Origin of the sequence: Colwellia sp. (genome assembly GCF_013215345.1) — a bacterium.
GTDB lineage: Bacteria > Pseudomonadota > Gammaproteobacteria > Enterobacterales > Alteromonadaceae > Colwellia.
In genome coordinates this window covers 12,537-27,486 of the sequence record NZ_JABSOV010000057.1, presented here as the reverse complement: position 1 = coordinate 27,486, position 14,950 = coordinate 12,537, and the positions used below count along the sequence as shown (strand labels likewise).

The following is a 14,950-nucleotide window of genomic DNA, read 5'->3' as shown; positions in this document are numbered from 1 at the left end:
GGTGACCAAGGTGATTATTATGCCTTGATCTGATCGCTACATGTTCTATAAGTTCAATTTATAATGATCTTGCCGTGCTAATTAAGCCTTGTATCATCATGCAAGGCTTGCCTTACTTACTTGCACAAAAAAAGCCCGATAAATTTACCTTTATCGGGCTTTATATAAATCGTAGTTAACCGAAAGTTAACTTAATAAAGCATAGAGGCGCCAGGGTTTAATATTGTTAATAAACTAAAACGCTCTAAATCACAATAATTAACGGCATTTTCTAACATGTCTTTATCAAGACAAAGTAGCTCTAATTGCTCTTTGGTTAACAAATCACTGTAATCTAAACTTTGTCCTTTAAAGACCTGAGTTTTGCTCATCACTCGTTTGGCAACATATAACAGCTGTGTTTCGGTACTGTATTGACTTAAATCGTCAACATCTTGGTCACGAATGGGGGCAAAAATGCTATAAGGTAATTGCCATTCTTTTAGTAGTCCGGCAGAGCATTCTCCAAAGGTAAAGCCCAGCACCTCAGATTGTTTAACCCAAGGTAATAAATTAATATCCTGGCTTGCACAAGCACTCTGCTTATCGGCTGCAATTTGATGAACAAGCAACTCACCTAAATTATGCAGTAAACCTAAAATAAATAAGCGTTCTGCATGAACAATGCCTAAGCTAGTACCTAAAAATTTCATTAGCAAAGCACAATCAATACTCTTAATCCAAAAGTCATCAAGGTAATCTTGGTTGGCATCAATTTTCTTAAAGGCTTCAGTGGTAAAAAAAGCAATAACTAGGTTATAAACTTCGGTAATACCTAACACCAAAACAGCTTTAGAAATAGTATCTATTTTACCCTGATAATTAAAAAACGGACTATTTGCAAGTTTTAGCACTGTACCAGCAAGGGCAGGATCAAGCAGAATAACTTCTGAAATATCATCTATGGTTGATGCTTCATCATCAATTAACTCTCTAATTCTAATAAAAGAATCAGACAAAACAAAAATTTCACTAGCTTGCTCTACATAATCATCTGCGGTCATACTTTTCCCTTAAATACTGCAGTCTAAAATCCCGACATATTAAGTTACTTAACTCAACTATTTGCTCTTAGGCTAATTATAACTAAGTGTAATCAGTTATTCTCAAGTTCAAACAACTAATAGTCAATACTTATTTGATATGAGCTGAACTTTCTCATATTGATAACACCCTTATCAAAAATCAAGTACTGACCTTTAATACCCAATAATACTCCGGAAACTATCGGCGTTTTATCAAAATTAAAAGAACTAATTTTTGTTAAGTACTCACTTACAGGGAAATGAATATCTTGTACATTTGCATCCAACTCTTGCACCGCATCACTACCAAATTTAAGCCTAAGTTGCGATAAGCGCAAACTAATCTCGGGGATTAACTCTTCTGCTTTAGCCTTTAGGTCTATCGGCTCAGGCTCACCTTTTAACATGGCACGCCAATTGGTTTTATCACTAATAAACTCTGCCAATGCGGTTTCGACAAGGCCCGACTGCAAGCGCGTGCTTACTTTAAAAATAGGTAAAGCCTGGCAAGCGCCTTGGTCTATCCAGCGAGTCGGTAATTGAGTGTGTCTGGTTATGCCTACTTTTAAGCCTGAACTATTTGCCAAGTAAACATAATGGTCGACAAAACAGTTCTTTTCACCCCACTCAGGCTCACGACAAGTACCTAAATGAAAGTGACAAGTTTCAGGCTTCATAATACACATGTCACATTGGGCAAGCTTGCTCATACATGGGTAACAATACCCCTGAGAATAACTCTTTTTGGTGCGCTTGCCACAGTGCTTACAAGCTATACCACCAGTAAAATGTAAGCTTATTTTTTTACCTATTAAAGGATTCAATTCAATACTTTGCTTAGTACCATCTCTGTTAAGACTCGCTAAAGGCAGTTGGTACTGTACTAAATTATTACTATCAAGTTGCGCGGTAAGTTTTTCTATCGCGCCGACTTCACTCATTGGCATAGTTGCTCTCTATTTTTATGGGTATCAGGTTTTATGTTTTTTCGTAAAGGACTTTTGAATTTTACTGCTTGCTCAACCTCAAAGTATTACCTTGTTAATAACAAGATAATACTTAAGCGGTTTTCTTTACTATTAGAATTGTACTTTCTTTCGTGTTTGTTTGACGACTTTCCGATTTGCTTTGCCAGCTAAGCGTCTCTTCACCGAACCCTTGGTGGGTTTTGTCGCTCGTCGATTTTTTTGTACTACCATCATTGATAGAATAAAATCTTTTAAACGCGCTAGCGCATCCACTTTATTCATTTCTTGGGTACGAAATTTCTGTGCTTTGATGATAACAACGCCATCTTTAGTTACACGACTATCTTTAGAAGCAAGTAAACGCTCCTTATATACTGCAGGTAACGAGGAACGCTTAATATCGAAACGCAGATGAATAGCTGTTGCCACCTTATTAACACGTTGGCCGCCATTACCCGTAGCGCGTATTGCACTCAGCTCTATTTCCCAATCCGCCAAACTGACATTATTTGATATTTCAAGCACTTTTAATTACCATTATTTACTTTTACTTTCTTTGATAGTGATTATTGTACTATATGACAATAGATAACATGACAACACAGAGCATGACAGAACATAACAAGACAACGGCTTGGTGGGTTTATTTACTTCGCTGTAACGATAATAGCTTATATGCTGGTGTTACCACAGATATTCAACGCCGAGTTACCGAACATAATAACAGTAAACTTGGCGCAAAATATACCCGTGCGAGACGACCTGTTAGCTTGGCTTACCTCGAAGCAGCAGACAATAAAAGCTCCGCTTGCAAAAGAGAGTATCAAATTCGCCACCTCACGAAAGCCAAAAAAGAGCAACTAGTCAGTAGGTATCAAGCCGCCTAAAACTAATACTTGCAGTGTCATAAGTATTTATAAGCAAAAGTAACAGGTCTGCTCAGTTAGAGATGTGCACTATTTTTTCGATTTAAAGTAAAAGTGCTGTTAGAATGCTGCGATCGAATATGTTTTACTCAATATGAAGTTGCACTGATGCCTATTAAAGAAATGTTTATTGAAAATTATTGTCCTATTAGCGCTGATAAAATCAGCTTCACTCGTCAACAAGCTAGTGACTTTGCTAAGCAAGTAGCTGATGATTTTAACCCTTTACATAATATCGATGCTAAACGTTTCTGTGTGCCCGGTGACTTATTGTTTTCAATCATTATCGCAAAATCTGGGCTTCATCAAAAAATGACCTTCAATTTTTCTGGTATGGTTAACGACAATGTTCATTTAACCTTTCCACAGCAAATTGACACTAACTTTGATATCAAAGATGAGAAAGATAAAACCTGTTTGAGTGTTAATGTTAGTGGTGAAAGAACACATAACCCGACATTAATCAATGCGCTAACAAAAGCCTATGTAGATTTTTCTGGTCACACTTTTCCTGATATTTTAGTTAAGTTGATGGCTGAAAATAAGGTGATGATCAACCCAGCTCGCCCTATGGTAATGTATCAATCTATGTCTATTGACTTACATACTTTAGCAGCTGAATCTGTCACTTTGCAACTTGCTAAAACTAGCTTATCTATAGAGGGTAAACGCGGTAATGCTTGGCTTGAATTTGATTTGTTATCAAATGGTAAAGTTATTGGTCATGGTAAAAAGCACATGTTATTAAGTGGCTTACGTGCTTATGATCAAGAAGTTATTGATACCATGGTTGAGCAATACCATGCAAGTAAAGCAGATTACCAAGCTTAAAACAGCCACTAAATCATCTGCTGTACTTTTGCTCAAATAAACCTTGTTTTTGTAATTTATCTTCAGTGCAATAAGCAAAAACATTAAGATTCTTGGGGCTCTGGCACTTCATCGGTTGCTGATAAAACTTTAACCAAGCCAGCCTCTTGTCTCCTTGATACTTTGCTTTAATGACAATTACGCTATCTTGATTAAAGGTTACCCGCTGCTTTGATGAATTTAAGATTTCTTTATTCATTTTTGTGTAATAAGTACTCTTACTTGCCAACACCTTTTTCTTTGATTTCTTTTTTGACTTTTTCTTTTTTGTGCCGTATTTCGACTTAAATGACGCTAAAGAGCTATTCTCACACTGCCACCACTTATCTCTTGCTTTATCCTCTTTGGCCCGTAAAGTTTGACCTCGCTTTAAAGAGTAGCTTTTACGCTGCGTAGCTTGAATATTATGGAGTTTCTCTAGCAAAGGCTTGCACCTTTTTTTAGCGGATGAAGCCGTGCTAAATGTTAACAGCACAGCTACGATAGCGGCATATACAACAGTAAGAACAGTAAATTTTTTCATCATAGCAATCCTTGCTAACCTAGTTAGTTTAACCGAAATCACTCAGCTAAAGACCTTAATCATTAAGGTATTCATTTTCCAAATATAGACTAGACTTTACTTTTTACCAAGATCGAATTACATGGAAGTTAGTGATGAAAAAGTACAGTTTACTTATTTTATTTACCCTAATTTTAATAACCGGCCCGCCCGTCAAAGCACAGCAAGAACCGCCCGATAATCGACAAAAGAGCCCTCAAAAAAATCAACAGCAGAAGAAGCCTAGCAAACCTAAGCTACAGCATGCTATTAGCTATCGTAAAGTAGCGGATATTAGTCAATACTTTGTTTCTGAAAAACTTGATGGTGTACGCGGTTATTGGGATGGCAAACAATTAATCACTCGCCAAGGTAACTTAATTAACAGCCCTACTTGGTTCACTCAATACTGGCCTACTCACCCTATGGATGGTGAATTATGGATAGCACGCGGTCAATTTCAATCATTACTTTCCTGTGTGAGTAAACAACAGGCAGAAGAAAATCAAACAATTAGCTGCTGGCGAAATATCCGTTTTATGATGTTTGATCTACCAAACCACCCTGGAGACTTTAGCAAACGGGTTAAAAAGATGCGGGCTTTATTAACACAGATCCAATCACCCTATTTAGCTATGATCAGCCAAGTGCGATTTTACAGTTTAAGTGCCCTTGAGGATAAATTGAATGACGTAGTCACAACGCAAGGTGAAGGACTTATGCTACACCTTGCCAGTGGCCACTATAAAACTGGCCGTAACTCCGCATTAATGAAGCTGAAGAAAAATCAAGATGCAGAAGCTACTGTCATTGCTCATACCAAGGGAAAAGGTAAGTATCAAGGGCAGCTTGGCGCCATTGAAGTTAAATTAGCAAATGGCGTTGTTTTCAAGATAGGCTCTGGCTTTAGTGATTACCAACGAGCCAATCCGCCAGAGGTTGGTACTACCGTTACCTTTAAATACAACGGACTAACACAGGCAGGTATCCCCAGATTTGCCCGTTTTTGGCGCATTAAAACCATTGAACGGCAAACCCGCAAAGCTAGCCCTTAAAGAAATTCATATTGTTAACTTGGCTGATAAGTAAAGATCAAAACTTTAAGGCCTTTACCCTCATGTGCTTCTTTAAAGACTTCAGGGTTTTCTATGCGCTGCTCAAATTTACAATCAGGGCATTCACGCGCCACTTCTGCTTTTAAAAAGTTGTCATCTAAATCTGGGGAGTTTAAACATAACATCAAGGTTGCACCGGGGTTCATCCACTGTGGAATACGGCGAATTATCTTGGCGTAGTCACGCTCAATATTGACACTACCTTTCTGGAATGACGGCGGATCGCAGATTAAAATATCATAAGGGCCATATTTTTTAATACGGCTGTTAGACTTGAAAATATCGACACCTTCAAAAACAATGTGTTTACCCTGTTTTTTAGCCAACAAGTTAAGCTGGTGATTTTCTCGCCCCTTACTTAACGAGGCTTTACTTAAATCGATATTAACTGTCTTGCTGGCGCCACCAGCGATAGCACTTAAAGAAAAAGCACAGGTATAAGCAAATAGGTTTAGAACATTTTTATCTTGTGCATGCTGCCTTAGCCAGGCTCTACCATTACTCATATCCAAAAATAAGCCACTATTTTGTGCCTTGCCAAACTCGATATGATAATTAAGCCCTTGCTCACTGACCACAGTATTACTTATGGGCTCTCCGAGTAATAATTCTGTTGGAGAAAATTTTTCATAGCGATGCTGTACTTGCACCGAGCGACACTCTTTAACTAAGGCTTTTAATGCGTTCGCTTGCTCTGCCAGCCATTTGCTATCTACCGCTTGATATAAGGTGATAAGAATAACAGGCGATAACCAATCAACATTAACGTGGTTTAAGTTAGGGAAAGCATGTCCTCGACCATGAAATAGTCGTTGGACGTCGGTAAAGTCGGTACTAGTAATATGTTCAATCATGGCTGGTAATATGTTCTATCTTGGCTGAGGTTCGGATATTTAATAACTAATAGTTAAAAGTAAAAAACGCCCAATAATAACATTAATACTAAATCTATTAAGTTATTATTGAGCGTTTAAATCGGTTAGAGCGTTTATATCAGCTGGAGTGCTTAACTAAAAACCAAACAGGCTTACCGCGAAGAATTTAGTTGTTACGGTATTAATAAAGATAAGTAAAACTATGGCTGGGATAAAAGTACCCAATGAAAAGTTAATATATTTCTCTACCCATGAGCCTTTATAATTTTCATTACCAATACTTAGCTCTTCCGATAATTGCTTCTTCTTCCAGCGATAGCTAACAAAAACACAAATTAAAAAGCCATTCAGCGGTAAAATCGTATCGTAGAAAACATCATAAACAACATCAAAAAATGACTTAGTTCCACCGGCATAGGAAGTGAACTCAGTAAAAAATGACACCATACCAAAAGACGCCATGGCAAATAAAGTTAATATCCCAGCAGTAACGGTTAAATAACCTAAGGCTTTTTTACGGCTTTGTTTTTTCTCAGTAACTAAATATGAGACCGGTACTTCTATGATAGAGACCAATGATGTAATAGCGGCAAAGAAAACTAATAAGAAAAAGAAAGCGGCTACTGCACTAGCACCAACATAACCTAATGAGGTTTGCAGAGCTAAAAATATTTTCGGTAAGAAAGTAAAGATTAATGATACTGAACTGTCACTGAGTTCAGCAGGATTAATTTCAGGATTAAAGGAAAATACCGCCGGTAGAATCATCAAACCCGCAATAAATGCCACACCAGTATCGGTAAGTGCTACCAGCTTGGCCGAGTTAGGAATATTGGTTTCTTTATTTATATAGGAGCCATACGTTAGCAATATGCCCATACCTAAAGACAAGGAGAAAAAGGCTTGTGATAAAGCGCCATTAACCACGCTCGGCGTTATTTTACTAATATCAGGTACTAAGAAGAAAGTCACACCTGCCATGGCATTATCAAGAGTTAAGACAAATGCCACCATTATTATCAGCATCACCAACAAAGTCGGCATTAAGGTTTTAGCGGCTCTTTCAATGCCATCTTTTACCCCTGCGGCCAGAATAAAGCTAACAATGCCTGCTACTGCGACTAAGGCAAGATACAGATAAGGACTGTTAATAAACTCACCAAAGCCGGCACCACTTGCTAGGTAGTCTAAATGCCCAGTTAGCGTTAAAACAATATAACCAAAAATCCACACCGTGATAACCATATAAAAAACAGCAATCATAAACGGAGTCAATACACCTAAGAAGCCAGCAGCCCCCCAAAACTTACTGCCCTGGCTTAAGCTTTTAAATGCTCCAACAGGCTCTTTAGCGGTATTGCGGCCAACGGCCATTTCAGCAATCATCACAGGTAAACAAATAAGAAAAACAAAAAGCGCATACATTAGTAAAAATGCTCCGCCACCATTTTTCGCGGCATTGACCGGAAAGCCAACTAAATTGCCAATACCCACGGCAGAGCCTGCGGCTGCTAAAATAAATCCAATTCGTGAGCTAAAGTGCTCTCTTGAAGCCGACATACTTATCCTTTTTTATAATTATTATGATAACGTGATAAAACTGATCTCTCGATGCTAACAAGCTTTAACAACTTTGTCTTCTTTTTAGCTAAGCTATACTTTGATCAATAAAATAACAAAGTGCTACTGTGTATATTCTTAATTACGGACTCAAGTAAAACATCTAATATCTGGGCTTTTTCTACTGTTAAATGACTCGGTTTATCAGCAGATAAAACCATAACTCACTTACAGGTCAGCTATTTAATGCAAAAATCTTTCATAATTATCATTTTATTATTTTTTTGTTGTTATTGCCCGACGAGCAATGCACGAGATAAAATATACTGGTTCAGCTATGATGAAAAAAATTCTAGCCTGTTAAATCAAACCACTAGAGTGCCAACCTCTACGGTAATAGATACCACGCGCTTGTTGATGAAATCCTTACCGCAATACCAATTTAGCGTTGAATTTGCCCAAAGCCCGAGTATCGCAAGGCTATTAAAAAAACTTCCCAACAGTTGTTCGCCAAATAGAGTTAAAACGCCCGAACGTTTAAGGGATAATATTTTTAGTTTACCGCTTAATATTGCTTTAGATTTACGTCTTTATTATAAAGGAAATTCTATAGCTAACGCTCTACCGCAAAGTGCCCTAAATAAAGACCAGCAGTTGATATCATTAGCTTCGTTATTTACCAGTAATTCTACTGATACTTTAGGCATTGATAGAGGCAGGTCTTTGGGGGTGTTCTTAGATAAGCAAATAGCTAGCTTGGCGGAACATAATCTAGTGATTAGGAGTGGCGGTGAGTCCACTACTTCGCTGGTCAAAATGCTATTAAAAAATCGCATTGATTACATTATTGATTATCCAATTAGTGTTAATGAGGCACTAAAAAATTCAGTAACAACTATCACGCTAGACTCGTTAGAGATAGCGGGATCGCCAGGATATATTATTGGTTATGTCGCTTGTAACAAGGGCCCTTCAGGTCAAAAAATCATCGCTGATATTAATAAATCATTACAAAATCTTTATCTTAGTTATAGCTTTTATCAGGCACACACCCGTTATTTAGATAACAATGATTTAGTAAACTTTAATCAAGCTTATCGAGCCGTATTTCAAGTTAAAATTCCTCTAAAAAATAACCTTTGGAAAATGAACGCTGAAAAGTAATCTCTGACAATGGAGCACTTAAAAGGAACCACTGATTATCCAGAAGCCAAAGCTCAGTAAGTTTTGGTTAGAAAACGTTAGATTAGCGGCATAAACACCCTTTGAATCGAGATGATTTATTTAGAAAATAGTTTTGGATTCATAATAGATAAAATACTGGTTGCTTCATTTTCGGCAAACTCGGCAGCTTGCGCTAGATCCTCAGCAGACAGGCCCAGTGACCGACATAACGATTCATCAATAACATCATCATAAGAAAATTCGCTACTGTGGCTATCAATTAACGCAAGCCGGGAAGCCAAATTTAGAATTTTAACATCTTGATTAATTTCGATACTCGCTGCAGCATTAAAATGGCGAATAGGTATAATAATTTTTTCGGGCAGTTGCCATATTTTTAGTAAATCAGCAGAGACATCCGTATAGGTAAAACCTAAGGCAAGCTCTTGCAACTGCCAAGGTAGTTGATCTTTACCATATTTCTCACAACGTTGAGCAATTTCTGGATTTATTTTAGCGACTAATAACTCGCCGAAATTTTGTAATAAGCCGGCAATAAATAAGCGCTCAATATCACGTTTACCGGCACTAATGGCAAGGTTTTTAGAGGCCAGGCCACAGTAAACACTCATTCGCCAAAAGCGCTTTAAGTTTATGGCTTGATTTTCAAAGTGCTTAAACGCTGAAGCTGCAACATCGACCAACATCATATTATAAATAGCTTGCGTGCCAATGATGGTAATCGCCCGCGAAATAGTACTAATTTCGCCAGGGAAGCTATAAATGGCACTGTTGGCTATTTGTAATAATCGAGAGGTCATCGAAGGATCAATACCAATAACATCAGCAAAATCAGAAATTTCAGCGCTGTCATCGGCCATTAAGGCTTTTACTTTAAAGCAGGCATCAGGTAGAGCAAACGAGCCGTTAGCTTGTAATGCATATTCATGTGCGTTCATAGTAGCTCCTTGAGATAAGATCCTGGAAGTAAATTTTTATAAATATAGACCTTAAATATATAGCAAAGCTATATCCGCTTAACAATGTTAATTTTATCTTAAAATCAGACAATTACCGCAAATCAAGCTTAGCTAAGTAAGGTTAAGCTAATCAAACGGTACGCCTCTGTCATGTTTGATATGTTCTGTCACCATATAAGTACTTGTTTGTGCTATGGCAGGTAAATCCGTTATTTTTTCTAATACTTGCCGGTAACCTTCCATATCAGCAAAACGAATTTTCAATAAATAGTCATAACCACCGGCAATCAAATGACATTCGACCACTTCTTTAATGGTTACCACTTCTTTTTTAAATATCTTAAAAGTATCGGAAGTGCTGCGGTTTAAAGTCACCTGCACAAAGGCAGTCATGCTGTAATTCAGTTTACTAGCAGATAAAAAGGCCCCGTAACGCTCAATATAACCTTCGGTTTCTAAGCGCTTGACTCGATCTAAACAAGGGCTAGCACTTAAGTTAACCTTTTTAGCTAACTCAACATTTGAAATTCTACCATCGGCTTGTAGCGTAGATAAGATAACTCTATCAATACGATCTAAGGGCTTTGTTTTGTTATTAGTCATATAAACACTATTTAGTAGGGGTTATTATTAATATTTCCATATCAATATTAGTGCAATCTTAGCAGAAAAAGAACAAAAAACGCGAACTCTACTCAAGAGTAAAGTTCGCGCTTTATATTAACCAACCAATCAATTGTTACATCAACTAACTAGTCTTCTTCAACCATGGTCATTAGTGAAGTATTACCACCTGAGGCGGTAGTATCTATGCTAATGGTTTTCTCGGTAATTAAGCGCTGAATTAAGTTATCAAAATACTCAGAGCTTATTACCGGTAAAATAGCGCCATAACGTTGTGCTAATTTTTCACTCACATAGTGCTTATTCTCACAATTACTATCAACCACCACACCCGACAAAGCAGGGTGAGCTAGCAAAGTTTCTAAGTGACATAATTTAGCCACTTGAAAAACACCTTTACTGGCACCGGTAGCATTAAACTTATCTCTAAAGGCTAGTGCTTCTTGGTAGAACAAGTCAGAAACAACAGTAATAACGGTATTACCAGTAGCAAGCGCTGTCACTATCGATTGTACCCAGAAGTGGAAGCTGACTTTCTCATCGGCATAACAAATAATATTACCGCGGTTTTCCAAGTAAATAATATTGGATTCACCTGTTGGACCAGGTAACTCTTGTGGTTTTTTCAAACGCTTTTCAATATTAATAAGCTGCGAACGTGCTGCTGCTAATGTACGGTTTAAATCATCGGCTAAATCATCAACAATTTCTACGTGGGCAATTTTAGCAAGTAACTGACGCACACAAGAAATACGAGTGTTTAATTCAGATGAACGCCACTCTTTCTCGGCCCAATTGGCTTTCTCCATTAAGCGCGTTGCTTCATGGCTCTCTGCGGCACTGCCAGTTAAGTTAGCAATTTTTTCTGTCTGTAAATTAAAGCTGTTAGCGTCTGGTGTTGCCTTTTCTTTAACTAAACGCGTTAGGTAACTTGGACCACCCGCTTTTGGACCAGTACCCGAAAGACCACGACCACCAAAAGGCTGTACACCAACAACAGCGCCAATCATATTACGGTTAATGTATATATTACCGGCACGCGATAATTTTGCTAGTTCAATGGCTCTTTGCTCAATACGTGTATGAATGCCCATAGTAAGACCAAAACCTGTGCCATTGATTTTATCAACAACACTTTCAATTTCATCACCTTTGAAACGAACAATATGTACACAAGGACCAAAAACCTCTTTTTTCAATACGCTAATATCATCAATTTCATATAAACGTGGCGCAAAGAAGAAGTGACCTTCTTCATCGACTACTTCATCAGAAAACTCACATTGGTATAATAATTTACCATGAGACTTCATATAATCGGCGTGTGCATTAAGCGCATCAAGGGCTTTTTGATCAATTACCGGGCCAACATCGGTGCTCAATTTAGCAGGATTACCAATATGTAATTCGGCTAAAGCACCTTGCAGCATAGTAATAACATCATCAGCAATGTCTTCTTGTAAAAACAGTACACGTAGTGCCGAACAACGTTGACCGGCACTCTGGAAACCCGATGAAATAACATCGTCTACCACTTGCTCAGGTAAAGCCGTTGAGTCAACGATCATACAGTTTTGACCACCAGTCTCAGCAATTAATGGCACTTGATCGCCACCACGTTCAGCTAGCGTTTGTGAAATTAATGTGCCTGTTTCTGTCGAGCCAGTAAACATAACGGTTTGCACACGGCTATCAGGAATAATAGTATTACCTACCGCACTACCGCGCGCTATAACCGCTTGTACTACGTTTTCAGGTAAACCAACAGACTTCATTAATTCAATGGTACGTAAGGCAATTAAACCGGTTTGCTCCGCAGGTTTTGCTAGCACGGTATTACCTGTAGCAATTGCCGCAGCGACTTGCCCTAAGAAAATAGCTAGCGGGAAGTTCCACGGGCTAATACATAAGACGACGCCACGTGCTTCTAGTCTTTCATCATCGCTTAATTCAATCGCGCGAGCGGCGTAGTAACGACAAAAATCAACGGCCTCACGTACTTCATCAATACCATCTTGAGCAACTTTTCCGGCTTCTTTGATACACAAAGCGATAAGCTCATCGGTATGGCGTTCTAAAATATCAGCAATGCGGCACAGTAACGCGGCACGTTCAGTGACAGGTGTTTGTGACCAAGTAGTAAACGCAGTGTCAGCTTTATCAATCATTGCCAACATATCATCTTTGCTAGCATGTTGATGGAAACCAATGATTTCAGAGCGCTTAGCTGGGTTCATCACCGCATTAGCCCCTTCAGGTACATCATTTTTGTTAAGTAAATGCTCAACAAACCAAGTATCTAAAGACGCTTTTAGTGGCGTAATTTCATTAATATCGCTTAAGTCTAAACCCTTAGAATTATCACGACCTTGCGTTCCTTCAACTTTCTCTTCACCACGATACAGATCAATAGGCATCATGATTTGATTATTGTATTTAGCTTTTAAACGCTGAGTTTTTTCTACCGGATCTTCTAATAATGATTCAACCGGTTGCGACTCATCAACGATGGCATTAACAAAAGATGAGTTAGCACCATTTTCTAATAAACGGCGTACCAAGTAGGCAAGTAAGTCTTCATGATGGCCTACTGGCGCATAAATTCGACATTGAATGCTTTCATCTTTAACAATTTGATCGTACAGCGAATCACCCATGCCATGTAAACATTGGAATTCAAAGCCAGCTTTATCATCGCCAGCGAGTTCAACAATAGTTGCCGCTGTGTAAGCATTATGTGTGGCAAATTGTGGGTAAATAGTATCGCGGTATGCTAATAATTTGTTGGCACAAGCATGATAAGAAACATCTGTAGATGACTTACGGGTAAAAACAGGGAAATGACTTAAGCCATCTTTTTGAGCATTTTTAATCTCAGTATCCCAATAAGCACCTTTAACTAAACGCACCATCATTTTTCTGTTCGTGCGCAAGGTTAAATCACGTAACCACTCAACCACAAAAATGGCACGTTTTTGGTAAGCTTGTAGTGCTAAACCAAAGCCTTGCCAATCACCTAGGTCACTATCACTAAATACAGCTTCAATAATATCTAATGAGATATCTAAGCGTTCTGATTCTTCAGCATCAACCGTTAAGCCAATATTGTATTGCTTAGCTTGTAAACATAACGCCTTTAACTTAGGTACTATTTCTGCCATGACTCGGCCTTTATGAGAAAACTCATAACGCGGGTGAATAGCAGATAATTTAATTGAAATACCAGGTACTTTACGTGGATCATTTTTACCTGAAGCAACGGCTACCTCACCAATGGCAGTAATAGCATCTTGATAAGCTTTAAAGTACTTATCGGCATCAGCCATAGTACGTGCACCTTCACCCAGCATATCGTATGAATAAACATAACCTTGCTGCTCTTTGGTCGCTGCACGCACGGTAGCTGCTTTAATGGTTTCACCCATAACGAACTGCTTACCCATAATTTTCATGGCATAGTTCATTGATTTACGAATTACGGGTTCACCTAAACGGCCAATAGTTTTTTTCAATAAACCAAAGTGATCTTTTTTACGTTTATCGGCGTAATCAACCATAGAGCCAGTCAATAACAAGCCCCATGATGAAGCATTAACAAATATAGAGTCACTAGCTCCTAAGTGAGAACTCCATTGACCTTGAGAAATTTTATCGCGAATAAGTTCATCTTGCGTATGTTTATCTGGCACACGTAATAACGCTTCCGCCAAACACATTAATACCACACCTTCTTCTGAAGAAAGTGAATACTCATTTAGTAACGCATCAATTGCGCCTTTACCTTCCTGGTCTTGACGAATTTGCACTACCATCTTACGGGCACGTTCCCAAGCACGACTTCGGGCACTAACGTTAACTTCAGCAATAGGTAGAATATGGTCAACGGCAACATTTTCATCGATACGATAAAATTCACGAATTTTTTGTCTAATCGGGCAATCAGTGATTAATGAACCAGTAAAAAGCATGGCTATTTCCTTAAATGCAAGCAGGCTAATTCCTGCTTTAGTTATAGTCGAATTCCTATTAATAAATAAAATATTAATAAGTGACAACATTAAATATATAAGCGAAGTTTAGGAGAACAGCCACAGAATGTGCTGGTTATTTTACGAGTTTTCCGAATTATTCTAGGGTTAAATGACGAATTGTCAGAATAATATACTGAAAACCATCCATCTAATGAGTTGTTGGATGATTTGTAAGCTGACAGATTGTCGAAGGGAGTGGATTCTTACCAAGTGAGTTACTTAGCTATTTACT

13 protein-coding genes are annotated in these 14,950 nt (G+C 38.2%); 4 read left to right on the top strand and 9 right to left on the bottom strand.

Annotated elements, in window-relative coordinates; all coding sequences use genetic code 11:
- Positions 1–191: 191 nt before the first annotated feature.
- The 3 genes from HRT50_RS10455 to arfB form a co-directional block, all read right to left on the bottom strand.
- On the bottom strand, positions 192–1,043 hold the full coding sequence (locus HRT50_RS10455; RefSeq protein WP_291614130.1) for an HDOD domain-containing protein: 852 nt from the start codon (positions 1,041–1,043) through the stop codon (positions 192–194).
- 116 nt (positions 1,044–1,159) lie between these two features.
- Positions 1,160–2,011, bottom strand: a complete 852-nt coding sequence (locus HRT50_RS10450) for a DUF2797 domain-containing protein (RefSeq protein WP_291614128.1) — start codon at positions 2,009–2,011, stop codon at positions 1,160–1,162.
- Positions 2,012–2,143: 132 nt separating this feature from the next.
- On the bottom strand, positions 2,144–2,557 hold the full coding sequence (gene arfB / locus HRT50_RS10445) for an alternative ribosome rescue aminoacyl-tRNA hydrolase ArfB (RefSeq protein ID WP_291614126.1): 414 nt from the start codon (positions 2,555–2,557) through the stop codon (positions 2,144–2,146).
- 53 nt (positions 2,558–2,610) lie between these two features.
- Here arfB and HRT50_RS10440 point away from each other — a divergent pair, with 53 nt between their 5' ends.
- Positions 2,611–2,919: a GIY-YIG nuclease family protein gene (locus tag HRT50_RS10440; protein ID WP_291614124.1), complete on the top strand. Its 309-nt coding sequence runs from the start codon at positions 2,611–2,613 to the stop codon at positions 2,917–2,919.
- Between the two features lie 147 nt (positions 2,920–3,066).
- Complete coding sequence (locus tag HRT50_RS10435; RefSeq protein WP_291614122.1) at positions 3,067–3,789, top strand: DUF3581 family protein; 723 nt, start codon at positions 3,067–3,069, stop codon at positions 3,787–3,789.
- A 13-nt stretch (positions 3,790–3,802) separates the two neighbouring features.
- On the opposite strand, the gene HRT50_RS10430 is transcribed toward HRT50_RS10435, so the two are convergent.
- Positions 3,803–4,354 (bottom strand): hypothetical protein, encoded by a 552-nt coding sequence (locus HRT50_RS10430; RefSeq protein WP_291614120.1) that lies wholly within the window; start codon positions 4,352–4,354, stop codon positions 3,803–3,805.
- Positions 4,355–4,485: 131 nt separating this feature from the next.
- Between HRT50_RS10430 and HRT50_RS10425 the strand changes: the two genes are divergently transcribed.
- Complete coding sequence (locus tag HRT50_RS10425) at positions 4,486–5,424, top strand: DNA ligase (protein WP_291614117.1); 939 nt, start codon at positions 4,486–4,488, stop codon at positions 5,422–5,424.
- A gap of 14 nt (positions 5,425–5,438) precedes the next feature.
- Here HRT50_RS10425 and HRT50_RS10420 read toward each other — a convergent pair whose 3' ends face one another.
- Positions 5,439–6,338, bottom strand: a complete 900-nt coding sequence (locus tag HRT50_RS10420; protein ID WP_291614115.1) for a class I SAM-dependent methyltransferase — start codon at positions 6,336–6,338, stop codon at positions 5,439–5,441.
- A gap of 156 nt (positions 6,339–6,494) precedes the next feature.
- Positions 6,495–7,919: a sodium-dependent transporter gene (locus HRT50_RS10415; RefSeq protein WP_291614114.1), complete on the bottom strand. Its 1,425-nt coding sequence runs from the start codon at positions 7,917–7,919 to the stop codon at positions 6,495–6,497.
- 246 nt (positions 7,920–8,165) lie between these two features.
- Between HRT50_RS10415 and HRT50_RS10410 the strand changes: the two genes are divergently transcribed.
- Positions 8,166–9,083 carry a hypothetical protein gene (locus HRT50_RS10410; protein ID WP_291614112.1) on the top strand — a complete coding sequence of 306 codons (918 nt, stop codon included), beginning with the start codon at positions 8,166–8,168 and terminating at the stop codon, positions 9,081–9,083.
- 116 nt (positions 9,084–9,199) lie between these two features.
- On the opposite strand, the gene HRT50_RS10405 is transcribed toward HRT50_RS10410, so the two are convergent.
- The 3 genes from HRT50_RS10405 to putA all read right to left on the bottom strand — a co-directional run bounded on the left by HRT50_RS10405 (position 9,200) and on the right by putA (position 14,655).
- On the bottom strand, positions 9,200–10,042 hold the full coding sequence (locus tag HRT50_RS10405) for an HDOD domain-containing protein (protein ID WP_291614110.1): 843 nt from the start codon (positions 10,040–10,042) through the stop codon (positions 9,200–9,202).
- Between the two features lie 147 nt (positions 10,043–10,189).
- Positions 10,190–10,666, bottom strand: coding sequence for an Lrp/AsnC ligand binding domain-containing protein (locus tag HRT50_RS10400; protein WP_291614108.1), 477 nt, complete (start codon positions 10,664–10,666; stop codon positions 10,190–10,192).
- A 149-nt stretch (positions 10,667–10,815) separates the two neighbouring features.
- Positions 10,816–14,655 (bottom strand): bifunctional proline dehydrogenase/L-glutamate gamma-semialdehyde dehydrogenase PutA, encoded by a 3,840-nt coding sequence (gene putA / locus HRT50_RS10395; RefSeq protein WP_291614106.1) that lies wholly within the window; start codon positions 14,653–14,655, stop codon positions 10,816–10,818.
- Positions 14,656–14,950: the final 295 nt, after the last annotated feature.